Annotated in this window: 21 protein-coding genes and 1 pseudogene; 11 read left to right on the top strand and 11 right to left on the bottom strand. The window is 71.7% G+C overall.

Annotated elements, in window-relative coordinates:
* Positions 1-127 precede the first annotated feature (127 nt).
* Both AB0J02_RS25770 and AB0J02_RS25765 read right to left on the bottom strand, forming a co-directional pair.
* Complete coding sequence (locus AB0J02_RS25770) at positions 128-1,603, bottom strand: amidase (protein ID WP_363196126.1); 1,476 nt, start codon at positions 1,601-1,603, stop codon at positions 128-130.
* Between the two features lie 184 nt (positions 1,604-1,787).
* Complete coding sequence (locus AB0J02_RS25765; protein WP_363196125.1) at positions 1,788-2,369, bottom strand: TetR/AcrR family transcriptional regulator; 582 nt, start codon at positions 2,367-2,369, stop codon at positions 1,788-1,790.
* Positions 2,370-2,514: 145 nt separating this feature from the next.
* Here AB0J02_RS25765 and AB0J02_RS25760 point away from each other — a divergent pair, with 145 nt between their 5' ends.
* The 7 genes from AB0J02_RS25760 to AB0J02_RS25730 all read left to right on the top strand — a co-directional run bounded on the left by AB0J02_RS25760 (position 2,515) and on the right by AB0J02_RS25730 (position 9,922).
* Positions 2,515-4,197 carry a CocE/NonD family hydrolase gene (locus AB0J02_RS25760; RefSeq protein ID WP_363196124.1) on the top strand — a complete coding sequence of 561 codons (1,683 nt, stop codon included), beginning with the start codon at positions 2,515-2,517 and terminating at the stop codon, positions 4,195-4,197.
* A gap of 77 nt (positions 4,198-4,274) precedes the next feature.
* Positions 4,275-5,933 carry an ABC transporter substrate-binding protein gene (locus tag AB0J02_RS25755; RefSeq protein ID WP_363196123.1) on the top strand — a complete coding sequence of 553 codons (1,659 nt, stop codon included), beginning with the start codon at positions 4,275-4,277 and terminating at the stop codon, positions 5,931-5,933.
* Positions 5,930-6,880, top strand: a complete 951-nt coding sequence (locus AB0J02_RS25750; RefSeq protein ID WP_363196122.1) for an ABC transporter permease — start codon at positions 5,930-5,932, stop codon at positions 6,878-6,880. Before AB0J02_RS25755 ends, AB0J02_RS25750 begins: the two co-directional genes overlap by 4 nt.
* On the top strand, positions 6,877-7,725 hold the full coding sequence (locus AB0J02_RS25745; RefSeq protein WP_363196121.1) for an ABC transporter permease: 849 nt from the start codon (positions 6,877-6,879) through the stop codon (positions 7,723-7,725). Before AB0J02_RS25750 ends, AB0J02_RS25745 begins: the two co-directional genes overlap by 4 nt.
* Positions 7,722-8,687, top strand: a complete 966-nt coding sequence (locus AB0J02_RS25740) for an ABC transporter ATP-binding protein (protein ID WP_363196120.1) — start codon at positions 7,722-7,724, stop codon at positions 8,685-8,687. Before AB0J02_RS25745 ends, AB0J02_RS25740 begins: the two co-directional genes overlap by 4 nt.
* A complete protein-coding gene (locus tag AB0J02_RS25735; protein WP_363196119.1) occupies positions 8,680-9,492 on the top strand; it encodes an ATP-binding cassette domain-containing protein in 813 nt (270 codons plus the stop codon). The genes AB0J02_RS25740 and AB0J02_RS25735 overlap by 8 nt, the downstream gene beginning before the upstream one ends.
* A gap of 13 nt (positions 9,493-9,505) precedes the next feature.
* Entirely contained in the window at positions 9,506-9,922 is a 417-nt protein-coding gene (locus tag AB0J02_RS25730) for a DUF3237 domain-containing protein (protein WP_363196118.1), read from the top strand.
* Between the two features lie 353 nt (positions 9,923-10,275).
* On the opposite strand, the gene AB0J02_RS25725 is transcribed toward AB0J02_RS25730, so the two are convergent.
* The 3 genes from AB0J02_RS25725 to AB0J02_RS25715 form a co-directional block, all read right to left on the bottom strand.
* On the bottom strand, positions 10,276-12,666 hold the full coding sequence (locus tag AB0J02_RS25725) for an excinuclease ABC subunit UvrA (protein ID WP_363196117.1): 2,391 nt from the start codon (positions 12,664-12,666) through the stop codon (positions 10,276-10,278).
* A 57-nt stretch (positions 12,667-12,723) separates the two neighbouring features.
* Positions 12,724-13,134, bottom strand: coding sequence for a VOC family protein (locus AB0J02_RS25720; protein WP_363196116.1), 411 nt, complete (start codon positions 13,132-13,134; stop codon positions 12,724-12,726).
* Positions 13,135-13,201: 67 nt separating this feature from the next.
* The gene (locus AB0J02_RS25715) at positions 13,202-14,368 is read right to left on the bottom strand and encodes a spore photoproduct lyase family protein (RefSeq protein ID WP_363196115.1); all 1,167 of its coding nucleotides are present in this window, start codon (positions 14,366-14,368) and stop codon (positions 13,202-13,204) included.
* Between the two features lie 114 nt (positions 14,369-14,482).
* Between AB0J02_RS25715 and AB0J02_RS25710 the strand changes: the two are divergent.
* Positions 14,483-14,689, top strand: a pseudogene (locus tag AB0J02_RS25710) (hypothetical protein); the annotation flags it as partial.
* On the opposite strand, the gene AB0J02_RS25705 reads toward AB0J02_RS25710, so the two are convergent.
* The 3 genes from AB0J02_RS25705 to AB0J02_RS25695 form a co-directional block, all read right to left on the bottom strand.
* Positions 14,654-14,995 (bottom strand): DUF3140 domain-containing protein, encoded by a 342-nt coding sequence (locus AB0J02_RS25705; RefSeq protein ID WP_363196114.1) that lies wholly within the window; start codon positions 14,993-14,995, stop codon positions 14,654-14,656. The pseudogene AB0J02_RS25710 and the gene AB0J02_RS25705 overlap by 36 nt on opposite strands.
* Positions 14,992-15,219, bottom strand: a complete 228-nt coding sequence (locus tag AB0J02_RS25700; protein ID WP_363196113.1) for a DUF2945 domain-containing protein — start codon at positions 15,217-15,219, stop codon at positions 14,992-14,994. Before AB0J02_RS25700 ends, AB0J02_RS25705 begins: the two co-directional genes overlap by 4 nt.
* An 83-nt stretch (positions 15,220-15,302) precedes the next feature.
* Entirely contained in the window at positions 15,303-15,629 is a 327-nt protein-coding gene (locus AB0J02_RS25695; protein ID WP_363196112.1) for a hypothetical protein, read from the bottom strand.
* On the opposite strand from AB0J02_RS25695, the gene AB0J02_RS25690 reads away from it, so the two are divergent.
* Together AB0J02_RS25690 and AB0J02_RS25685 are read left to right on the top strand one after the other, a co-directional pair.
* Complete coding sequence (locus AB0J02_RS25690) at positions 15,624-15,851, top strand: hypothetical protein (protein ID WP_363196111.1); 228 nt, start codon at positions 15,624-15,626, stop codon at positions 15,849-15,851. The genes AB0J02_RS25695 and AB0J02_RS25690 overlap by 6 nt on opposite strands.
* Positions 15,848-16,522, top strand: a complete 675-nt coding sequence (locus AB0J02_RS25685; protein ID WP_363196110.1) for a response regulator — start codon at positions 15,848-15,850, stop codon at positions 16,520-16,522. Before AB0J02_RS25690 ends, AB0J02_RS25685 begins: the two co-directional genes overlap by 4 nt.
* Before the next feature lie 18 nt (positions 16,523-16,540).
* Here AB0J02_RS25685 and AB0J02_RS25680 read toward each other — a convergent pair whose 3' ends face one another.
* The 3 genes from AB0J02_RS25680 to ispH are packed head-to-tail and all read right to left on the bottom strand — an operon-like array spanning position 16,541 to position 20,480.
* Positions 16,541-17,998, bottom strand: coding sequence for an MFS transporter (locus AB0J02_RS25680; RefSeq protein WP_363196109.1), 1,458 nt, complete (start codon positions 17,996-17,998; stop codon positions 16,541-16,543).
* Positions 17,999-18,045: 47 nt separating this feature from the next.
* Positions 18,046-19,443: a cytochrome P450 gene (locus AB0J02_RS25675; RefSeq protein WP_363196108.1), complete on the bottom strand. Its 1,398-nt coding sequence runs from the start codon at positions 19,441-19,443 to the stop codon at positions 18,046-18,048.
* Positions 19,440-20,480, bottom strand: coding sequence for a 4-hydroxy-3-methylbut-2-enyl diphosphate reductase (gene ispH / locus AB0J02_RS25670; protein WP_363196107.1), 1,041 nt, complete (start codon positions 20,478-20,480; stop codon positions 19,440-19,442). The genes AB0J02_RS25675 and ispH overlap by 4 nt, the downstream gene beginning before the upstream one ends.
* A gap of 152 nt (positions 20,481-20,632) precedes the next feature.
* Between ispH and dxs the strand changes: the two genes are divergently transcribed.
* Positions 20,633-22,564 (top strand): 1-deoxy-D-xylulose-5-phosphate synthase, encoded by a 1,932-nt coding sequence (dxs, locus tag AB0J02_RS25665; protein ID WP_363196106.1) that lies wholly within the window; start codon positions 20,633-20,635, stop codon positions 22,562-22,564.
* The last annotated feature ends 2 nt before the right edge of the window (positions 22,565-22,566 follow it).

Here is a 22,566-nt window from a genome sequence, read left to right as displayed (position 1 = left end):
AAGTGTTCGGACGCTTAGAGCAAACTCCCGGTCGTGGCCGGATCCGATCCCCGTTGACGCCTCTCATACGGGGGCGTATCCGCCCTTGACGCATCTCTTACGTGGAGGGGGCGCGCCGTGATTCACATCAAACGGAAAGCCCCGGTCCCGCCCACGCCCGCAGGACCGGCGACCTGTCCTCGACGGCCTGGGCGGCGTCGAGCACCAGGTCCTCGGTGAACCGGCCGCCGACGAGCTGCACCCCGAGCGGCAGCCCGTCGTGCAGCGCGACCGGCACGGTGACGGCCGGGAAGCCGAGGACCGGCACGGCGGTCATCGGCCACATCGCGGGAAAGAGCTCCCCCGACCGCCGCTCGCCGGCGAGGTCGGCGTCCTGCTCGAAGGGGATCTCGGCGCAGACCGGGGTCAGCAACAGCCGTCCCGCGCCCAGGAGTTGCTGCAACCGCGCGATCAGGGTGGCCCGCCGCCCCCAGCCGTTGATGTACGTCTCCAGGTCCGGGCGCTCGCCCCACACCGTGGCCGCCGCCGCGAAGTGCCCGGCGAGCGCGGTGCGGATCGCGTCGTCGCCGATCTGCTCGACGACCCGCAGCAGCGGCCGGGTGTCCTCGGTGATCAGCAGCAGCCAGAGCCGGGCCGCCTCCGCGAGCAGCGGTTCGGCGTCCACCTCGTCGACCTCGTACCCGGCGTCGGCGAGCCGGGCCGCGGCGTCGGCCACGGCCGCGTCGACCGCCGGATGGTTCTTCACGCCCTCGTTGCCGCGGACGACGGTGACCCGTACCGGCCCGGTCGCGGGCGCGCGCTCCGGTACGGCCGGGACGCCCGCGGGGTCGCGCAGGTCGGGTGTGGTCATGGCGTGCAGCGCGAGCCGCGCGTCGGCCACGGTCCGGCCGAGCGGCCCCTGCACGGCGCACGCGTGCACGGTGGGCGGGAAGTCCAGCGGTACGGGCCCGTCGGGGGTGTCCGCGAAGGCGGGCGGCCCCCAGCCGGAGACCCGGCCGACGGTGGGACGCACCCCGACGACCCCGCAACAGGCCGCGGGGAAGCGGATGGAGCCGCCGATGTCGTTGCCCTGGGCGAGCGGCGTCAGGCCGTCGGCGATCCCGGCGGCCGCGCCCCCGCTGGAGCCGCCCGGCGTCCTGGAGTGGTCCCAGGGGTTGAGGGTCCGGCCGTGCAGGTCGTTGCCGGAGAACCAGCGCAGCGAGAACGCGGGGACGTTGCTGCGCCCGAGCGGGATCGCGCCCGCGGCGCGCAGGGCGGTGACGCAGGCGGCGTCCTCGTCGGAGACGTTCCCGGCGAGGGCGGCCACGCCGTTGGTGGTGGCGTACCCCTGTTGCTCGGTGTTGACCTTGATGGACACCGGCACACCGTGCAGGGGGCCGAGCGGCTCTCCCGCGGCGACGGCCGCGTCCGCCCGGCGGGCCGCGGCGAGGGTTTCGCCGGGGCGGACCTCCACGAGCGCGTTCGTCGCCGGGTTCGCCTCCTCGACGCGGGCGAGGCAGGAGGCGGCGACCTCGACGGCGGAGACCTCCCGGCGGCGCACGGCGGCGGCGAGTTCGGTGGCGGGCCACTGCCACAGCTCTCCGTGCTGACCTGGACTTCCCATGGGGCACCTCTTCGGGAGGGGGTGAGGGACGGGACCGTGATCGGTGACGTGCGGCGCTCAGGGCGGGCCGGCACGGGACGCCGTCATACAACGGCGTTTTATTTCGCGCACAGACTGCGCCGCGGCCTCGATCGCTGTCAACCCCCGCCCGCCGCTTCGTCCGCCGCTGCGTCAGCGGGCTTCGTCAGCCGGCGGAGCCCCGCAGCAGGTCGACGACGGCCAGGATCGCCCGCTCCCCGCGCTCCGCGGTCCAGCTCTCCTGGTCCTCCAGCGTCGACAGCCAGTATCCGCGCAGCAGGAGATGGAGCACGTCACCGCTCAACTCCCCTCCGCCCAGGCCTCCTTCACCGGCGAGCGCGCCCAACTCCTCGTGGTTGCGCCGCGACGTGGCGCGCCGCGCCTTCTCGACCTCGGCACCCGCGCCGGGTCCCGCGCTGGCGATCTCCATCATCAGACGGCGCAGCACCTCGTCGTCCCGCTCGGTGGTGCACATCCAGCGGACGGCCGCGCGCAGCCGCTCCTCACCCTCGACCCCCTCCAGGGCCCGGGCCATCTCACGGCCCCAGTCGGCCTCGGCGCGGCGCATCGCGTTGGTCATCAGGGCGGCGCGGCTGGAGACGTAGTTGGTGACCATGGCGGTGGAGCCGCCGAGCTGTCCGGCCACCGCCCGGATGGTCACGGAGCGGACGCCGCGCTCGCGGGCGACCTGGATGGTGGCGTCCGCGATCTCGTCGAGCCGCCTGGCCTCGTCTACCTCGATCGGCATGTCGCCGACCTTAACGCAATGGGTTGACCGCGTTCACACGGAGCTGCAATGTTGTCATACAACGCTGTTACATCACGGCGTTGTTCATCCCTGTTCATGGGACACCCACGGGCCATTCACGGGCCACTCACGGGAGACCACCCTCATGACCTTTGCTTTTGAGCGCGTCGGCCCGGCTCCTGTGCCCGCCCGGGCCCACGAGTTCCGGGTGCGGATGCGCGACGGGGTCCGGCTCGCCACCGACGTCTACCTCCCCGATCCCGGCGCACCCGGTACCGGCTCGACCGATGCCGACACCGGCACCCCCGCCGTCCTCGTACGACTGCCGTACGACAAGAACAGCCGCTACGTGTACTTCGACGAGATCGCGGCCCTGTTCACCGCCCGCGGCTACGCGGTCGTCGTGCAGGACGTGCGCGGCAAGTTCCGCTCCGAGGGCCCGACCGTGCCGTTCCTGCGCGAGCCCGAGGACGGCTACGACACGATCGACTGGATCGTCCGGCAGCCCTGGTCGGACGGGCTGGTCGGCATGTTCGGCGACTCGTACTACGGCTTCACGCAGTGGGCCGCGGTCGCCTCGCAGCACCCGGCGCTGCGCGCGATCGTCCCCCGGGTGACCACGGTCGACTTCAACGCGACCACACAGAGCGGCACTCCGGTCGGCCGGCCCGTATGGCTGGAGGGCATCGAGTACTACGCGCACTACTGGGTCGACCAGGGCGTGTACGAGTACGAGCCGGACCGGACCGTCCGCCCGGTCATCGACCAGTACGAGCAGGCGTTCCGCGCGATCGGCGCCCGCTCCACCTGGTTCGACCTGCTCGCCCCGCGCTTCACCGACCTGTTCCCGGCGCGCGGCCGGCACCCCTTCGACGCGCGCCCGGTGCCGGTGCTGCACTGCGTGGGCTGGTTCGACAACATCGTGACCCCGCACATGCGGGACTACACGGAGCTCGCCGCGCGCCCCGGCTGGGACGCCGTGCAGTACCTGTGGGCCGGTGCGGTCGACCACGAGAACTACCGGCTCGCGGACGCCCCGGCGACCGGGGAGAGCGACCACGCGGCGAGCGCGGCAGCCCTCGACCGCATGCTGCCGGGCTATGTCGACCCGGCGCTCGAATTCTTCGACGTATTCCTCAAGGGCATCCGCCGCGCGGATGAACTGCCCAAGGTGCGCTGGGAGTTGGGGCACGCGGAGTGGCGGGCCGACGCGTCGTGGCCGCCGCCTGGGGCCATGGAGCAGAGCTGGTGGCTCGACGCGACGAACGGCACCCTCGGGGCGCCCGCACCCACCGCGCCGGACGAGGCACGATGGGCGTACGACCCGGAGGACCCCGTGCCGTCGGTCGTGCCGAACTCCTTCGCCCTGCTGCACAGTTACCCCGACTTCGCCCCGCTCGCCGCCCGCGAGGACGTGCTCTGCTTCACCGGACCCGTACTGACCGGGCCGGTCGACCTCGCGGGACCTCTCTCCCTCGATCTCCAAGTGACCAGCACGGCAACGGAGTTCGACGTCTTCGCCAAGCTCGTCGATGTCCTCCCGGACGGAACGATGCGGCCCCTCGCCCGTGGCGAGGTCCACGTACGGACGGACGAGGCGCCCGACGCGGTGCGCCTCGACCTCGGGCACACCGGCTACCGGGTGCGCCCGGGGCACCGCCTCGCCCTGCTGCTGGCGAGCAGCGACTACCCGCTCTATCTGCCCGCCTCGGGCAGCGACGAGAACCCGTGGACCACGCTCGCCCCGAAGCCGAGCACCCAGACGCTGCGCACCGGCGGGGCCCACCCCTCACGCCTCGTCGTCACCGCCCTGCCCGGGCAGCCCTGACCCCCTGCTCCACGCGCTCGCTCCCCCACACCGAAGGACCCGGCACAACTCGGAACTCCCCGATCAGGAGCACCCTCATGCACGCTCCCCGACGCACCGCCCTGCCGCTCGCGGCGCTGGCCACGGTGCTCGCGCTCACGTCCTGTTCCAGCGGCGACCCGGCGGCGGACTCCTCCCCCGGCGCGGTGCGGCTCACCACCACGACGCCCGCCGCGCACGGCACCGTCGACGACGTCACCTGGAACCTGCCCATGGGCGAGCCGACCACGCTCGACCCGGCGAAGGTCGGCGACTACTCGCCCAGCACCGTCGCCTCCAACCTCTGCGACCCCCTGGTGCGCCTGAAGGCCGACTACTCCACCGCCCCCGGGCTCGCCACTTCCTGGAAGCGGCCCGACCCGAAGACGCTCGTGCTGAACCTGCGCCGCGGCGTCACGTTCTGGGACGGCAGCCCGATGACCGCCGACGACGTCGTGGCGAGCCTGGAGCGCCAGCGCGTGCCCGCCACGCAGAGCGTCAACATCCAGGTCCTGGCGAACGTCACCACCATCAAGGCGACCGCGTCCCACCAGGTCACCGTCCGCTTCCGCACCCCGGACTCGCTGTTCCTGAAGTACCTCGTGAACGGGTTCGGCGCCGTCAGCAAAGCCTCCTACCTGAAGAAGGCCGGCTCCTCCTACGGCACCGCCAAGGGCGGCCTGATGTGCACCGGCCCCTTCAAGCTGACCGGGTGGCGGTCGGGCGAGTCGATCACCGCCGTACGCAACACCGCGTACTGGGACCCTGCGCTGCGCCCCAAGGTCAAGAAACTCACGTTCCGGTTCGTCACCGACAACGGGACACTGACCAGCGCCCTGCTGTCCGGCCAGATCGACGGCAGCTTCGAGATCCCGTCGACCGCCGCGAAGGCCCTGCGCACGTCCAAGGAGGGGAACCTCTACTACGGCCCGTCCGCGCAGACCGTCTTCCTCACCCCGACGAGCCCCGCCTCACCGCTCGCCGACCGTCGTGTCGCCGACGCGCTCTCCCTCGTCCTCGACCGCGACGCGCTCGTCAAGAACGTGTACGACGGCGCGGCCCAGCGGCAGAAGACCTTCATCCCCTCCCTGGTGTGGAAGAACAGCAAGGCCAAGGACGTGTACGCGAAGGGGTACGACGCGCTGCCCCAGCTGCCGGGGCCGGACGTCGCCAAGGCGAAGAAGCTCGTCGAACGGGCCGACCCGAAGCAGCGCACGATCACCGTCGCCATGGGCGCGGGCGACCAACAGTCGCTGCAGACCCTGACGTTCCTCCAGGCCGGCGCCAAGAAGATCGGCCTCAAGGTCGTGATCCGGCAACTCCAGCCCACACAGATGTCCGGCATGTTCTACAACCCGGCGCTGCGCAAGGGCCTCGACGCCACCATGGTCCTCGGCTATGTCGAGATACCCGACCCGCTCTCCTACGCGGACATGCTCACCGACCCGAAGTCCCCGCTGAACTGGACCAACTACCGTAACAGCGAGGTGACTTCGCACATCGGGGCGGCCAAGGCGACGACCGACGAGGAGGCCGCCGCGACCGAGTTCACCGAGGCGCAGGCGCTCTACTCGAAGGACTTCCCGGTCGTGCCGATCGTCTGCCCGTACGAGCGGCTCTTCCTCAACAAGCGGCTCAGCGGCACCCCCGCCTCCTTCGCCTACATCAACATGCCGTGGGCGGCCCGCCTCGGCGGCACCGGACAGGGCGCCTCATGATCTGGCGCTTCATGGTCCGGCGTGCCACGACGCTCGCCGTGACCGCGCTCGTCGCGAGCGTCGCCGTGTACGGGGCGCTGTTCGTCTCGCCGGGCGATCCGGCGACCCTGCTGGTGGGCGGCGGCAGACCGCCGAGCGCGAAGCTGCTCGCCGAGATCCACCACCAGTACCACCTCGACGACCCGTTCCTGCAGGGCTACTGGCGCTGGCTGACCGCCCTGTTCCACGGCGACCTGGGGCAGTCCCTCAGCTACCGGGACTCGGTCACGCACCTGGTCGGCGACCGCATCGGCAACACCCTGTTCCTCGTGACGTTCGCGGCGGTCATCATCATCGTGGCGGGCGTCGCCCTCGGCACGTTCGCGGCGCTGCGCGGCGGCTGGGGCGACACCGTGGTGACCGTCGTGACCACGACGCTCATGGCCGTGCCCACGTTCGTCATGTCGGTGCTGCTGATCTGGTGGCTGTCGGTGCGCTGGGACCTGTTCCCCGCCTACGGCACCGGCGAGGGCTTCACCGGACGCCTCGAACACCTCACCCTGCCCGCGCTCGCGCTCGCCGCGACCTGGCTCGCGTACGTCGCCCAGGTGACGCGCTCCGCGGTGCGCAGCGAACTCGCCTCGGAGCACGTACAGACCGCGCGCGGCCGGGGCCTGCCCGAGCGGCTCGTCGTACGCAAGCACGTCCTGCGCAACGCCTCGGCGCCGATCTTCTCGGTGTCCGGGGTGGCCGTCGCGGGCCTGATCGCCGGCTGCGCGATCGTCGAGCAGGCCTTCGGCGTCAACGGCATCGGGGCGCTGCTCGTGCAGAGCGCCGCCAAGCAGGACCTCGCGGTGGTGCAGGCGCTCGCCCTGATCAGCGTCGTCCTCTTCGTCGGCGTGAACACCGTCGTGGACATGGTCACGGCGCTGCTCGACCGCCGCACTCCGCTGGAGGCCTCCGCATGACGACGTATCAACTGACGGCCACCGCACGGGTATTCAAACGGGGCAACGGCGTGCTGATCGCCTCCGGGGCCGTGGTGGCGCTCGTGGTGGCGCTCGCCGTCTGCGCCCCGCTCGTCGCTCCGTACGACCCGGAGGCCGTCGACCCGATGGCCGTGTACCAGGGCAGTTCGGCGGCGCACTGGCTCGGCACCGACGACACCGGCCGCGACATCCTGTCCCGCATCCTGTACGGGGCGCGGCTCAGCCTGCTCGCGCCCGCCGTCGTGACCCTCGCGGCGAGCGTCGTCGGCACGGCGCTCGCGATCGCGGCGGCCTGGCTCGGCGGCTGGTACGACCGGGTGGTCTCCGGCCTGCTGAACGTCGTGTTCGGCTTCCCCGGCCTGATCCTCGCCGTGGTCGGCGCGGCCGTCTTCGGGGCGGGTCTGCAGGTGGCGGTCGTGACGCTGTCCGTCGCGTATCTGCCCTACGTGGCCCGCACGGTGCGCGGCGCCGCCCTGCGCGAGGTGCATCTGCCGTACGTGTCGGCGCTGCGCATGCTCGGCATGTCCGGGTGGCGGATCTGTCTGCGCCATCTGACGCCCGCGCTGCTGCCGCTGGTCCTGGTGCAGGTGACGGTCTCGTTCGGCTACACGCTGCTCGACGTGGCGGCGTTCTCCTTCATCGGGCTCGGCGCCCAGCCGCCGACGGCCGAGTGGGGGCTGATGGTCGCGCAGGGTGCCTCGGGCGTCCTGGCAGGACGGGCCGAACAGTCGCTGTACGCGGGCCTGGTGATCGTCGTGTTCGTCATCGCCTGCACCCTGCTCGGCAACGGCCTGTCCCGACGGCTCCTGGGGGACGACCGATGACACTCCTCGACATCCAGGACCTGCGCGTCACCCTCCCCCTGGACGGGGCCGACCGCACGGTCATCCACCGGGTCGACCTCTGCGTACCGGCCGGTTCCGCGGTGGGCCTGGTCGGCGAGTCCGGCTCCGGCAAGTCGCTCACCGCCCGGTCCGTGCTGCGGCTCCTGCCACCCGGCGCCCGCGTCGAGGGCGACGTGCGCGTCGACGGGGTCTCCGTGCCCGCCATGGGACCCGCCGCGCTGCGCGCGCTGCGGGCCCGGGACATCGCCATGGTCTTCCAGGACCCGCGCGCCCACATCAACCCGGTGCGCACGGTCGGCGACTTCCTCACCGAGGGACTCGTCGCGGGCGGCACCCGGCCACGCGACGCCACGGCCACGGTCACCGCACTCCTCCGCGACGTCGGCATCCCCGACGCGGAACGCCGGTTGCGGCAGCGGCCGCCGGAGCTGTCCGGGGGGCTGCTCCAGCGCGTCATGATCGCGGCCGCGCTCGCCGGCGGCCCGCGTCTGCTGCTCGCCGACGAACCGACGACGGCGCTCGACGTCACGACCCAGGCCGAGGTCATGGCGATCATCGACGAGGCGCGGGCGGCCCGCGGCCTGGCCATGCTGTTCATCACGCACGACCTGGCCCTGGCCGCCGCCGTCTGCGACCGCGTCGCCGTCATGTACGCGGGCACGCTGGTGGAGAACCTCCCCGCCGACCGCCTGCACAAGGCCGCCCGGCACCCCTACACGCGGGCACTGCTCGCCTCCCGTCCCGCGCCCGGCGCGGACGAGCAGCGGCTGCGGGCGATCCCCGGCCGGCCGCTGTCCGCGTTCGAGGCGGGTCCTGGCTGCGCGTTCGCGCCGCGCTGCCCGGCGGCCCGGGACCTGTGCCGCACCGACCGTCCCGAACTGCGGCCCGTCGGCGACGGCCTCGCCGCCTGCCACTACCCCGCGGAGCCCGCCGATGACTGACCCGACCGACTCGTACGTGCTGCACGTCAGCGGCCTGCGCAAGGAGTTCGGTGATGTCGTCGCCGTCGACGACGTCGATCTGGAGCTGGCGCCGGGCGGCTCGCTGGCCGTCGTCGGCGAGTCCGGCTCCGGCAAGACGACCGCCGCCCGGATGATCGCGGGCCTGGAACGTCCGACGGCCGGAACCGTACGGCTCGCCGGGCACGAACGGACCCGGCCGCCCCGGCGGACCGCCGAACGGCGCCGCGCCGCCCGCGATGTCCAGCTCGTCTTCCAGGATCCGTACGCCTCCCTGGACCGCCGCCAGCGCGTGCGCGACTGCCTCGCCGAGGTCGTCGCGCTGCACACGGACCTACGGGGCTCCGCGCTCGACCGGCGCGTCGCCGACCACCTCGACCAGGTGGGCCTGGACGAACGCCAGGCCGGCGCGCTCCCCGGCGCCCTCTCCGGCGGCCAGCGGCAACGGGTCGCCATCGCAAGGGCGTTGGCGGTGCAGCCGAAGGTGCTGGTGCTGGACGAGGCGGTCGCGGCGCTCGACGTGTCCGTGCAGGCGCAGATCCTCACCCTGCTCCGCGAGATCCGCGAACAGACCCCGGTGGCCTACTTGTTCATCACCCACGACCTGGGCATCGTCCGGCACGTCTGCGACGACATCGTGGTCATGCGCGGCGGCCGGATCGTCGAACGGGGGCCTGTGCGCTCGGTGTTGACCGCGCCTTCGCACGCGTACACCCGGACACTGCTCGACTCGGTGCCACGCCCCGGCTGGAAACCGACCCGCCGGACCGCAGCTCCCGTCACCTGAAAGGCATATCGCGATGACCAGCACCCCCTCCCTGACCTTCGCCTTCGAGATCCGGGCCGAGATCGACCCGCCGCTGCACATCGGACACGGCAGCGGCGAGGTCACCGAGTTCACCCCCATCATGGGCGGCACCGTACGCGGGCCCCGGCTGAACGGCACCGTCCTCGCGGGCGGCGGCGACTGGTCCAGCACCCGCGGCGACGTCTGCCAGCTGGAGGCCCGCTACCTGCTGCGCGCCGACGACGGCGCCGTGATCGACATCGTCAACCGGGGCTACTACACGGAGTCCGGGGCGGACGTCTACTTCCGCACCGCCCCGGTCTTCCGCACCGACGCCGCGGCCCACCAGTGGCTCGCCGCGACCGTCTTCGTCGGCCTGGCGCACGACGACGGCGGCGCCATCGTCATCCGCTGCTACAGCCTGGACTGACCCCGCCAGAGCCTGTCTTCAAACTCCCCTCGTCGCCCGGAGGGCGCCCCGGCGGCGTTCGGTGCGTGCTCTCGCCGGGCCGGGTGCAGCGTCTCTTAGGGGGCGTACTCGGCTTTGCGCCCGGCGCGGCGAGAGTGCGTGCCGGGCGTCACCGGGCAGAGGCGAGTGTGAAGACAGACCCTAGGCCCAATGCCGTTGCGTTAGCCGCGATCTTGGTGCGTGCACCCCCGAGCGCAGGCGCGGCGCGCATCCTGGTGACATTCTCAAGAACCGCAGGAGTCCACCGTGTCACGGCGGTTCATGAGCCTGGGGCGACGAAGGGCAGGATCGCCCGTAACGCAACGGCATTGACCCTAGGCTCCTACGTACTCCGCCAGGTGTTCGCCGGTGAGGGTCTTGCGCTGCGCGACGAGGTCGGCCGGTGTGCCCTCGAAGACGATCTTGCCGCCGTCGTGGCCCGCGCCGGGACCGAGGTCGATGATCCAGTCGGCGTGCGCCATGACGGCCTGGTGGTGCTCGACCACGATGACCGACTTGCCGGCGTCGACCAGCCGGTCCAGCAGGCCGAGCAGCTGCTCGACGTCGGCGAGGTGCAGGCCGGCGGTCGGCTCGTCGAGTACGTAGACGCCGCCCTTCTCGCCCATGTGCGTAGCGAGCTTGAGGCGCTGCCGCTCGCCGCCGGAGAGGGTGGTGAGCGGCTGGCCGAGGGTGAGGTAGCCCAGCCCGACGTCGTTCAGCCGTTCCAGGATCTTGTGCGCGGCGGGTGTCCGCGCGTCGCCGTCGGCGAAGAACTCCTCCGCCTCCGCCACCGACATGGCGAGCACCTCGCTGATGTCGCGCCCGCCGAGGTGGTAGTCGAGGACGGAGGCGTCGAACCGCTTCCCGTCGCACTCCTCGCAGGTCGTGGAGACACCGGCCATCATCGCCAGGTCGGTGTAGACGACGCCGACGCCCTTGCAGGTGGGGCAGGCGCCCTCGGAGTTGGCGCTGAACAGGGCGGGCTTCACACCGTTGGCCTTGGCGAACGCCTTGCGGATCGGCTCGAGCGCGCCGGTGTAGGTCGCCGGGTTGCTGCGCCGCGAGCCGCGGATCGCCCCCTGGTCGACGGAGACGACACCGTCCCCACCCGGGATCGACCCGTGCACCAGCGAGCTCTTGCCGGACCCGGCGACGCCGGTCACGACGGCGAGCACCCCGAGCGGGATGTCGACGTCGACGTCCTGGAGGTTGTGCGTCGCGGCGCCGCGGATCTCCAGCGTGCCGGTGGGCCTGCGCACCTCGTCCTTCACGGCGGCCCGGTCGTCGAAGTGCCGCCCGGTGACGGTGTCGGCGGCCCGCAGCCCGTCGACGGTGCCCTCGAAGCAGACGCTGCCGCCGCCCGAGCCGGCGCCGGGACCGAGGTCCACGACATGGTCGGCGATCGCGATCATCTCCGGCTTGTGCTCCACGACGAGCACCGTGTTGCCCTTGTCGCGCAGCCGCAGGAGCAGCTCGTTCATCCGCTGGATGTCATGGGGGTGCAGACCGGTGGTCGGCTCGTCGAAGACGTACGTCGTGTCGGTGAGGGACGACCCGAGGTGGCGGATCATCTTGACGCGCTGCGCCTCACCGCCCGACAGGGTGCCGGAGGGCCGGTCGAGCGAGAGATAGCCGAGGCCGATCTCCACGAACGACTCCAGGGTCTGCTGCAGCGTTTCGAGCAGCGGCGCCACCGACGGTTCCTTCAGCCCGCCCACCCACGCGGCGAGATCCCGGATCTCCATCGCACAGGCTTCGGCGATGTTGACCCGCTTGATCTTCGACGACCGGGCCCCTTCGTTGAGCCGCGTGCCCTCGCAGTCGGGGCAGACGGTGAAGGTGACGGCCCGCTCCACGAACGCCCGGACGTGCGGCTGCAGCGAGTCGACGTCCTTGGACAGCATCGACTTCTGGATCTTCGGGATCAGCCCTTCGTACGTCAGGTTGATGCCGTCGACCTTGATCTTGGTCGGCTCCTTGTGCAGCAGGTCGTGCAGCTGCCTCTTGGTGAACCGGGCGATCGGCTTGTCCGGCGGGAAGAAACCGCAGCCGGTGAAGATGCGCCCGTACCAGCCGTCCATGCTGTAGCCGGGGATGGTCAGCGCGCCCTCGTCCAGCGACTTGCTGTCGTCGTACAGCGCGGTCAGGTCGATGTCGGTGACGGAACCGCGGCCCTCGCAGCGCGGACACATGCCGCCGGTGATGCTGAAGCTGCGCCGCTCCTTGACGGCCTGCCCGCCGCGCTGCACGGTGACCGCGCCCGCGCCGCTGATCGAGGCGACGTTGAAGGAGAACGCCTTGGGCGAGCCGATGTGCGGCTTGCCGAGCCGGCTGAACAGGATCCGCAGCATCGCGTAGGCGTCGGTCGCCGTACCCACCGTGGAGCGCGGGTCGGCGCCGAGCCGCTGCTGGTCCACGGTGATCACGGTCGTCAGCCCGTCGAGCACGTCGACCTCGGGCCGCGCGAGCGTCGGCATGAAGCCCTGCACGAAAGCGCTGTACGTCTCGTTGATCAGCCGCTGCGACTCCGCGGCGATCGTGTTGAACACCAGCGAGCTCTTGCCCGAACCGGAGACACCGGTGAACACCGTGAGGCGCCGTTTGGGAAGCTCGACGCTCACGTCCTTGAGATTGTTCTCCCGCGCGCCGTACACACGGATCAGATCATGGCTGTCGGCCACGTGCTGCCCGGGCGACGCCGCGTCGGTCTTCCTGGCCTTGGTCATCGAGTCTCCATATGTCGGGCAACCGGCTGCGAGCAGCAGTATCTCCGGTGGGCGGGTTCAGGGCAGCTCGTTGAAGCGGATCAAGTTGCCCGCGGGGTCCCGGAAGGCACAGTCGCGGACGCCGTACGGCTGCTTGATCGGCTCCTGCACGACGTCGGCGCCGCTGGCCAGCACGCGCTCGAAGGTGCCGTCGAGGTCGCTGGTGCCCAGGGTGATGCGGGCGTAGCTGCCCTTGGCCATCATCTCCACGATGGTGCGCCGCTCGTCCTCGGTGACCCCGGGGTCCATGGCCGGTGGCTCCAGCACGATGGACGTGCCGGGCTGCCCGGCCGGGCCGACGGTGAGCCAGCGCATCCCGTCGTACCCGACGTCATTGCGCACTTCGAAGCCGAGAGTGTCCCGGTAGAAGGCCAGGGCGGCCTCCGGGTCGTCGTGCGGGAGGAAGGTCCAGTGAATGGTGAGGTCCATGCCCTTGACGCTAGGCCGGACCGGGCCACCGGGGCTTCTCCGTTCCTGACCGGTTCGGGCCGCGCTCTCAGAAGGCGTACCTGACGCGCAGCCACGGTGCGTGCGCGGCGAGCAGTTCCCGGATCCGGTTCAGGGCGTGCCGCTTGGTCTCCTGGGCGTAGCGCACATTGAGGGCGCCGTTCTGGGAGCGCTTGGCCTCCTGGGCGGCCGGCTGCCAGAGCATGTCCTCGGCGCGCGGGTGCCAGCCCAGGTTGACCTCGTGGAGCGCCTGGTTGTGGGTCAGCATGATGACCTCGGCCGCCGCCTGCTCCTTCACACGGTCGGGCAGGACGTCGTCGAGGTGGGTGAGCAGGTCGGCCCAGTCCCGCTGCCAGCCCGGGCGCAGCACGACGGGCGAGAGATTGAAGTGGACCTCGTACCCGGCGTCGAGGAAGTCGGCGGCCGCGCCGATCCGCTCGTCGATCGGGCTGGTGCGGATGTCCAGCAGTCGCGCGTCGTCGGGCGGCATGAGGGAGAAGCGCACGCGGGTACGGCCCTGCGGGTCGAGTGCGAGCAGGTCGGGATTGACGAACTTGGTCGCGAAGGAGGCTTTGGCTGTGGGCAGGCTGCGAAACGCGGCGATGAGATCGGCCGTGTTGTCGCAGACCAGGGCGTCGACGGAACAGTCCCCGTTCTCACCGATGTCATAGACCCACGCCCGGGGATCACATTGACTGGGTTCCGTCTTGGGCCCCTGAGCCCGTACATGACGCCGTACATGAGCCACGATCGCTTCGATGTTGGTGAACAGCGTGATGGGGTTGGCGAAGCCCTTGCGGCGGGGCACGTAGCAGTAGGCGCAGGCCATCGCGCACCCGTTGGACGGCCCCGGGGCGATCCAGTCGGCCGACCTGCCGTTGGGGCGCGTCGCGAGAGTGTGCTTGACCCCGAGGACGAGGACCTCGGTCTTGATACGGACCCATCGGGCGATGTTGCCGTCGTTGCCGTGCAGGGCGGGGATGTTCCAGTGACTGTCGACCTCGGTCACGCGCACGCCCGGCAGCCGGGCCATGATCTGCTGGCCGCGCGGTGAGTCGAGCGCGGCGCGCTCCGCGTAGACCTCGCGTACGTCGAGCATCCGCCGGGCCTGCGGACTGTCGCGGAACGGCTGGTGCGGTGAGGTGTCCTGCGCGGTGTCCGCCCACCCGAAGAGCGCTTGCTGCTCGGGCGCTCCGGAGCCGGGTTCCGCGACCACGATCCGTACACTCCTTCGGTTCCGGCCCCGACGGACGGTGCCCTTCGCTGTCCCGCCGATCAGGGCGCGGCGCATTCAGAAGAACCTCCCACATCCGCAGGATGAATGTGCGCGCCCGACAGCGGGATCGACCGGCTGATCCGTCACACCTGCAAGGTGCTGCTGACCTGGAGCATGGTGAGCACCATGGTCTGCTCGACGGACCCGGGGACACGCGACAAGCTGCGCTCGCTCGTGCACCCGGAGTCCGGAGTGGCGGCACCCGCCCTCGCACAGCCGGCCGGGCTACTTGCTCGGGTCGTGGCCCCAGTTCATCAGTGAGTAGCGCCAGCGCGTGTCCGTGACGTCGCCGGAGGGCCGCTGCTCGAGGTGTCGGTGTACGTAACCGACCACCTTGCGCATATGTGCGACGTCGTCATCGGTGAGGTCGGTCCTGTTCTTGTCCAGGAGGTCGATGATGCGGCGCCCGGACGCGTGGCCCACGCTTTCGCCGTTGCCGTCCGACTGGCCCACGCTCTTGGAGTCGTCGGTGGCCAGCCACTTCTTGAGGGCGGCGGGTGTCATGTTGACGGCCTCGCCGAACGCGTCGATGGTGTCCTGCCGGCCCGCGTCGCTCTTGTCGCTCATGAGCTGTTGTTCTTCTTGCGCAGGGATCCCGGCTTGTGGACGGCGTTGCGGCCGGACTTGTCGCTCTCGACCTCGTACTGCGGTTCGTCCTTGGAGGCGTCGACGGTGCGTCCCGCCACCTCGTCGCGTTCCGTGATCTTCTTCTTCACTTTCCCCGGGACGGTCTGTCCGTGACTGCTCCAGGAAACCTTGTCACCCTTGCTGAGCTTCTTGCCTTTGGCCACGATCCGCACGCTCCCTCGGTTCCGGCCCCCGATGGACGACGTTCCTCACTCTCCCGTCCTTCGGGGCCCGGCGCATTCCGGGGTCAGGCGAACACCGACAGGAGCAGCGCCATCAGGAGTCCGCGGACGGACACGATGGTCTGGATCGTGGTGTGGGACTTCGTGGCCTGGCCGAGTGTCATTCCGAAGGACTCCTTGACCAGCCAGAAACCGGCGTGGTTGACGTAGTTGAGGCCGATCGAACCGGCGCCGACGGCCACCACGAGCAGCGAGGTGTGCAGGCTGCCGCCGTCCTGGGCGAGCGGGGCGAGGATGCCCGTCGCGGCGACGATGCCCGCCGTGGCGGAACCGGTGGAGAAGGACAGGAGCAGGGCCAGCAGCCAGCCGAGGACGATGACGTTGATGTGCATGCCGGATGCCGCGGACTCGACCACACCTCGGTCGTGGGCGGGCGCGGCATCGGTCTCGCCCTGGCCCGCCAGATCGCCCGCGTCAGGGGCGGCGACGTGTACCTCGCGGAACCCGGCGGGCCGCCGCCCATTCCGGAGCTCCGGAGAACCGGCTCCGAACCCGTCTCGGGCGGTGCGGTGTTCGTGGCCCGGCTCCACGACGTCATGGAGGCAGGCACGTGAGCGATACCGACCGGCAGCTCTCGGTCCTCGTGGTCGACGACGATTTCCGCGTCGCCGGTATCCACGCCTCACTGGTGGAGGGGGTCCCGGGTTTCACGGTGGCCGCCACGACCCACACGGCGGCGACGGCGCTGGAGGCGGTCGCCTCCGGCGCCGTCGACCTGGCCCTCGTCGACATCTACTGGCCCGACGGTTCCGGCATCGACCTGCTGCGCCGCCTGGAGTGCGACGCCTTCGTCCTCAGCGCGGCGGCCGAGGGCCCGGTGGTGCGCCGCGCGCTGTCGGCGGGCGCGCTGGCCTATCTGATCAAACCGTTCCCGCCGGCGCTGCTGGCGGAGAAACTGCGGGGCTACGCCCGGTTCCGGCAGCTGACGGAGGCGGAGTCCGTGGACCGGAGCACCGTCGAGAACGCGTACGGCGCACTGCGGGAGTCCGCTGCCCGGCGCCCGGCCCGTCGGCCCACCGCCGGCACCGTGACCGGCGACGCGGTGCTGACGGCCGTACGGACCTCCCCGACTCCCCTGTCCGCGGGACAGGTCGGCGAACTCATCGGCGTCTCCCGCGCCACCGCCCAGCGCTACCTCGCCTCGCTCGTCTCCACGGACCTTCTCCGGATGAGCCTGCGCTACGGGACCACGGGGCGCCCGGAACAGGAGTACCGGATGCCGTGACGGTTCCTTGAGACGGTGTCAGGCCTTTTTCTCGGGTGACGGCGCCTTCTTCGGCACCCGGATCGCCGCGATCACCAGCAGCAGCCCCGCCGCCGCGAAGACCGTCGCCCCCACGAAGGCCTCGGCCGTGGCGTGCGCGAGGGCGCCCGGGGTGCGGGAGTCGCCGAGGGCGGTGCCGTAGACCGTGACCAGGACGGCGAGGCCCAGTGCGCCGCCGACCTGCTGCATCGTCTGCATGGTGCCGGAGGCGGCGCCCGCCTCCCGCGGCGGGACTCCGCTCAGGATCAGCACGTTGAGGGGCATGAGGAACGAGCCGATGCCGATGCCCAGCAGGATCGTCGGGCCCGCGACACCGAGGGCGTACGAGGAGTCGGCCGTCAGCCGGGACAGCCACAGAGCTCCCGCCGTGACCAGGGTGATGCCCGCGGTGATCAGGACGCGGGAGCCGAGCAGCGGAAGCAGTTTCGGCGTGAGCCGGGACATGCCGAACATGCCGAGCGCCATGGGCAGGAACGCCAGACCGGCCCGCACGGGCGAGAAGCCGAGCGGCCCCTGCAGGAACTGGGAGATGAAGAACAGGGCGCTGAACAAGGTCGCCATGCTCAGCAGCACCGTCAGATACCCGGCGGCCCGGTTGCGGTTCGCGAACAGGCCGAGCGGCAGCAGCGGCGTCCGCGCCCGGGTCTGCAGCGCCACGAACCCGGCGAGCAGCACCGCGCCGACCGCGAAGGCGGTGAGGGCCAGCGCGTCGCCCCAGCCGTCGGAGCCGACCCGGATGAACCCGTACACGAGACCCGCCGTGCCCGCGGTCCCGGTGAGCGCGCCCGCCAGGTCGAGCCGGCCCGGGTGCGGGTCCGAGCCCGTCACGTAGCGCGGGGTGAGGACGGCGACGGCGATGCCGAAGGGGACGTTCACGAACAGCACCCAGCGCCAGGACGTCCACTCGGTGAGCACACCGCCGAGGATCATGCCGGTGGCCATGCCGAGTCCGGCGAGCGTGGAGTAGACGGCGAGAGCCCGGTTGCGGGGCGGTCCTTCCTGGAAGTTGGTGATCAGCAGTGACATGCCGCCGGGTGAGGCGATCGCGGCGCCGACTCCCTGCACGGCGCGCGCGGTCAGCAGCATCCACGGCTCGGTGGCGAACCCGCCGAGCAGCGAGCACACCGTGAACAGCCACACGCCCCATACGAACGTGCGCCGGTGACCGAGGACATCACCCGCGCGTCCCCCGAGCAGCAGCAGGCCGCCGAAGGTGAGCGTGTAGGCGCTGAGCACCCAGGACAGGCCGGTGGGCGAGAAGTCGAGGGACTCGCGGATCTGGGGCAGGGCGATCGTGACGACCGTGTTGTCCACGGTGATCATGAGGTAACAGGTGACGAGCAGCGTCAGCACGATGCCCGGGTGGCGGCCCGCCCGGGTGGCGGCGTGCCGGTCGTCGGACGCGCCGACGGCCGAGGGCTTCGCTGAGGTGGACAACGGAACTCCTGGAGGCGATGGGACAAATGGTCTGGTGGGTACGGGAGTTACGCCCGCTTCCGGGCCCGTACGGTCATCGGCAGATCGCGCGGGGACAGCATCGGGGAGCGGGCCGGGCGTATGCGGTGGCCGGGCACCGGGTGCAGGGTCCAGTCGCGGGCCACGGCCGCCAGGAAGATCAGCATCTCCTCCCAGGCGAAGGGCTCGCCGATGCATCCGCGGTTGCCCGCGCCGAACGGCAGGAACGAGGCGCGGGGCAGCGCGGCACCGGCCTCGCCCGCCCAGCGGTCCGGCTCGAAGGCGTCGGGGCGGGTGTAGACGGCGGGGTCGCGCTGCATGGCGTACAGGGAGAACAGCACGTTCTGGCCCGGCGGGACGCGGTGGCCGTTCAGGTCGAGGTCGACGAGGGTGCGGCGGGTGAGCAGCCAGGCCGGCGGGTACAGGCGCAGCGTCTCGTTCAGGACCCGGCGCGTCAGGGCGAGTTCGGGCAGGGTGTCATGGTCCAGGTCCCGTCCGCCGGCGAGCACCCGGTCCACTTCGTCGGCCAACTCCCGCTGTATGTCCGGGTGTTCGGCGAGCAGATGACAGGCCCAGCTCAGCACGTCCCGGGCGGTCTCCACGCCGCCGAGGAACAGCGCCATCGCCTCGTCGTGGATCTGCTCGTCGGTGAGCCGGTACGCGTGGGCGCGGTCGGACGCGGGGTCCGGCGCGGGAGCATCGTCCGCGGCGCGCGCGGCCAGCAGCAGCGCCATCAGGTCGCCCTCCTCGCCGCCCTGGCGCTGGTACTCGCGGATGACGCCGCCGAGCGTCGAGGCGAGGCGTTCACGGGCCCGCTCGAAGCGGCGGTTGGCCGGTGTGGGCAGCTTCTCCACCCAGCGGACCGGGAAGGCGATCCGCCGCTTGACGCCTTCGAGGAGGACCGGCAGGGAGGTCTCCACCTCGTCCGCGACGGTGTCGCCCAGTCCGGAGGAGAACAGGGCGCGGCAGACGACCGTCACCGCGTAGCCGTGGATCTCCTGGTCGAGCGGGAGCGTCTGGCCGTCGCTCCATCGGGCCGTGCGTTCCGCGATCGCCTCACGCATGTGCCGGGAGTAGTCGGCGATGCGGTGGTGGTGGAAGGCCGGCTGCAGCAGGCGGCGATGGGCCATGTGTGTCGGCTCGGAGGAGTTGAGCAGGCCGTCGCCGAGGAACGGCGCGGACTTCTCGTAGGCCACGCCTTTGTCGAGTTTGCGGACGTCTCTGGTCAGGATCTGGTGCACCAGCGCCGGGTCGTTGACGACATAGGCGCGGGCCGGGCCGAGACCGATGGTGACGACGTCGCCGCTGCCGCGCAGGCCGTTGAAGAACTCCCTTGGCCGGATGAGGAGTTGGAGCACATGACCGAGCAGCGGCACCCGGCCGGGGGCCCTGGCGGTGGTAGGGGCGGGGGCGGTGGTGGCCGTCATCGGCTCAGCTCCTTGGGCAGTGCGAACGTCACGGTCTCCACGGCGACCCGCCGCTCGGCCACATCGACGGGACCGAGCCCGCGCAGCGCCGCCACGACACCGTCGACGAGTCCCGGCGCCGCGGACGCGCCCGCGGTGAGGCCGACGGTGCGGATGCCGGCGAGCGCGGTGAGGGGGATCTCCTCGGCGTCCTCCACCAGGAGGGCGGGGGTGCCAGCGCGCCGGGCGACCTCCACCAGGCGCACCGAGTTGGAGGAGTTGCCGGAGCCGACCACCAGGACGAGGCCGGACTCGGCGGCCACGGCGCGCACGGACTCCTGACGGTTGGTCGTGGCGTAGCAGATGTCGTCGGAGCCGGGCCCTTCGATGCCGGGGAAGCGGGCCCGCAGGGCGGCGACGACATCCGCCGCCTCGTCGACGGCGAGGGTGGTCTGCAGCGCGTACGCGGCCGACTCACCCGCCGCCAGGGGTGGCAGCCCGGCGACATCCGCGACGCTCTCCACCAGCGTGGTGCGGTCCGATGCCTCGCCGAGCGTGCCCTCGCTCTCCTCGTGGCCCGCGTGCCCGACGAGGAAGATCCGATGGTTCCGGCGGGCGTAGCGGCGTACCTCGCTGTGCACCTTGGTGACCAGCGGGCAGGTCGCGTCCAGGACGGTCAGGTCCCGCCCCGCCGCTTCCCGCCGGACCGCGGGGGCGACCCCGTGGGCGGAGAAGACGACGGTGGCGCCGGCCGGGACCGCGTCGAGGTCGTCGACGAACACCGCGCCCTTGGCGGCGAGTTCCTCGATGACGTGCCGGTTGTGGACGATCTGCTTGCGTACGTACACGGGGTGCGGGAAGCGGTCGAGGGCCTGCTCGACGATCTCGACGGCCCGCTCCACACCCGCGCAGAACGAGCGGGGCCCGGCCAGCAGCACCGTGCGCGGGCCGCGCGCCGCACGCCAGGCCGCAAGGGCCGCGTCCCGGCCGTCGCGGCGCGCCTGTGCGGCGAACCACTTCGCGGCGTGCGGCGGCACCTCCGCCGGACTGTCCGCCATCTGTCCTCCCGGTGCGACTGCGATGCCCGCCACACGCTAGGAAACGGCGCGGCGCCGCGCAGGTCGTCGTTCCGTCACGCGGAACAGCCGACTGCACGGACGCCCGCGCGGCGTTTTGATGGCGGCTCGGCACGCCTTGGACAAGGAGCCCGATGACTCTCCTGGACACCCTTCGCGGACCGCACGACCTCGCCCGCCTGAACCGTGCGCAACTGACCCGACTGTGCCTGGAGATCCGGGAGTTCCTCATCGACCGGGTGCCCCGGAGCGGTGGACACCTGGGGCCCAACCTGGGGGTCGTGGAACTGACGCTCGCACTGCACCTGGAGTTCGACTCCCCGCGCGACGCCCTGCTCTTCGACACCGGGCACCAGACGTACGTCCACAAACTGCTCACCGGGCGGGCCGCGGAGTTCGGCGGGCTGCGCGAGCACGGCGGGCTCTCCGGCTACCCCTCGCGGGCCGAGTCCGCCCACGACCACATCGAGAACTCGCACGCCTCCACGGCCCTCAGCTACGCCGACGGCCTCACGAAGGCCGACGCGCTCGCCGGCCGCACCGACCGCCACGTCGTCGCCGTCGTCGGCGACGGCGCGCTCACCGGCGGCATGGCCTGGGAGGCGCTCAACAACATCGCCGCGGCCGCACCCCGCAACCTGGTGATCGTCGTCAACGACAACGGCCGCTCCTACGCCCCGACCGTCGGCGGCCTCGCCGAACACCTCGGGCGGCTGCGCACCACATCGGCGTACGAGCAGGTCCTGCGGGCCGGGAAGCGGGCCGCCTGCGGGATCCCGGTCGCGGGCGAGGCGGTCTACCGAGGCCTGCACGGAGTGAAGGAGGGCCTGAAGGATCTCGCCGCACCGCAGGCCCTCTTCGGTGACCTCGGGCTCAAGTACCTCGGCCCGGTGGACGGCCACGACCTGACCGCGCTGCGCGCCGCGCTCGTCCAGGCCAGGGACTTCGACGGACCCGTGATCGTGCACGCCCTGACCCGCAAGGGCGAGGGCTACGGCCCCGCCGAACGGGACGAGGCGGACCGGTTCCACGGGATCGGCGTGGTCGATCCGGCCACCGGGCGGCCGCGCACCAAGGGCGGCCGCTCCTGGACGTCGGTGTTCGAAGAGGAACTCACCGGCATCGGACACCGGCGGCCCGACGTGGTCGCCCTCACCGCCGCCATGCGCGGACCCGTGGGCCTGGACGGGTTCGCCGCCGAGCACGCCGGGCGGGTCTTCGACGTCGGCATCGCCGAGCAGCATGCGGTCACATCGGCCGTCGGCATGAGCATGGGCGGACTGCACCCCGTCATCGCCCTCTACGCGACGTTCCTCAACAGAGCCTTCGACCAGGTGCTGTTGGACGCCGCGCTGCACAAGGCCGCCCTCACCCTCGTCCTCGACCGGGCCGGGGTCACCGGCGACGACGGCCCCAGCCACAACGGCGTCTGGGACCTGTCCGTGCTGCAGGTCGTGCCCGGGCTGCGGGTCGCCGCGCCGCGGGACGCGGCCACGCTCCGCGCCGAACTGCGCGAGGCGGTCGACGTCCGGGACGGCCCGACCGTGGTCCGCTTCCCCAAAGGGGCGGTGCCCGCCGACATCCCGGCCGTCGACCGGTACGGCCCGCTCGACGTCCTGGCCCGCACCGGCACCGCACCCGCCCGGATCCTCCTCGTGGCCGTCGGCGCGACCGCCGGGGCCTGCCTGGGCGCCGCCGCGCGGATCGACGCGGCGGGCGGACCCGGTGTCACCGTCGTCGACCCTCGCTGGGTCACCCCGGTCGACCCGGCGCTCGTCGAACTCGCCCGCGAACACCGGCTCGTGGTCACCGTGGAGGACAACAGCCGTACGGGCGGGGTCGGTTCGGCGATCGCCCAGGCCCTCGCCGACGCCGACGTCGACGTGCCCGTACGCGTCCACGGCGTGCCGCGCCGCTTCCTGGAGCACGCGTCGCGCCGCCTGATTCTCGGTCAACTCGGCCTGACCGAGGATGAGTTGGCGACCTCCATCCGCAGCGCGTACGCGCGACTCGCACCGTGCCCCGTGACCGCGGGCCGGCTCACCGCACTGACCGAAGGAGCGTGACA

Origin of the sequence: Streptomyces sp. NPDC050264 (genome assembly GCF_040655895.1) — a bacterium.
In the GTDB taxonomy this organism is placed as follows: domain Bacteria; phylum Actinomycetota; class Actinomycetes; order Streptomycetales; family Streptomycetaceae; genus Streptomyces.
Note: the sequence above shows the minus strand (reverse complement) of the source record. Positions and strands in the feature narration are given on the sequence as shown.

Excerpts from the sequence above, each read along its gene's own strand:
- AB0J02_RS25770 (WP_363196126.1), bottom strand. The coding sequence starts at position 1,603 with ATGGGAAGTCCAGGTCAGCACGGAGAGCTGTGGCAGTGGCCCGCCACC.
- AB0J02_RS25765 (WP_363196125.1), bottom strand. The coding sequence starts at position 2,369 with ATGCCGATCGAGGTAGACGAGGCCAGGCGGCTCGACGAGATCGCGGAC.
- AB0J02_RS25760 (WP_363196124.1), top strand. The coding sequence starts at position 2,515 with ATGACCTTTGCTTTTGAGCGCGTCGGCCCGGCTCCTGTGCCCGCCCGG.
- AB0J02_RS25755 (WP_363196123.1), top strand. The coding sequence starts at position 4,275 with ATGCACGCTCCCCGACGCACCGCCCTGCCGCTCGCGGCGCTGGCCACG.
- AB0J02_RS25750 (WP_363196122.1), top strand. The coding sequence starts at position 5,930 with ATGATCTGGCGCTTCATGGTCCGGCGTGCCACGACGCTCGCCGTGACC.
- AB0J02_RS25745 (WP_363196121.1), top strand. The coding sequence starts at position 6,877 with ATGACGACGTATCAACTGACGGCCACCGCACGGGTATTCAAACGGGGC.
- AB0J02_RS25740 (WP_363196120.1), top strand. The coding sequence starts at position 7,722 with ATGACACTCCTCGACATCCAGGACCTGCGCGTCACCCTCCCCCTGGAC.
- AB0J02_RS25735 (WP_363196119.1), top strand. The coding sequence starts at position 8,680 with ATGACTGACCCGACCGACTCGTACGTGCTGCACGTCAGCGGCCTGCGC.
- AB0J02_RS25730 (WP_363196118.1), top strand. The coding sequence starts at position 9,506 with ATGACCAGCACCCCCTCCCTGACCTTCGCCTTCGAGATCCGGGCCGAG.
- AB0J02_RS25725 (WP_363196117.1), bottom strand. The coding sequence starts at position 12,666 with ATGACCAAGGCCAGGAAGACCGACGCGGCGTCGCCCGGGCAGCACGTG.
- AB0J02_RS25720 (WP_363196116.1), bottom strand. The coding sequence starts at position 13,134 with ATGGACCTCACCATTCACTGGACCTTCCTCCCGCACGACGACCCGGAG.
- AB0J02_RS25705 (WP_363196114.1), bottom strand. The coding sequence starts at position 14,995 with ATGAGCGACAAGAGCGACGCGGGCCGGCAGGACACCATCGACGCGTTC.
- AB0J02_RS25695 (WP_363196112.1), bottom strand. The coding sequence starts at position 15,629 with ATGCACATCAACGTCATCGTCCTCGGCTGGCTGCTGGCCCTGCTCCTG.
- AB0J02_RS25675 (WP_363196108.1), bottom strand. The coding sequence starts at position 19,443 with ATGACGGCCACCACCGCCCCCGCCCCTACCACCGCCAGGGCCCCCGGC.
- ispH (WP_363196107.1), bottom strand. The coding sequence starts at position 20,480 with ATGGCGGACAGTCCGGCGGAGGTGCCGCCGCACGCCGCGAAGTGGTTC.
- dxs (WP_363196106.1), top strand. The coding sequence starts at position 20,633 with ATGACTCTCCTGGACACCCTTCGCGGACCGCACGACCTCGCCCGCCTG.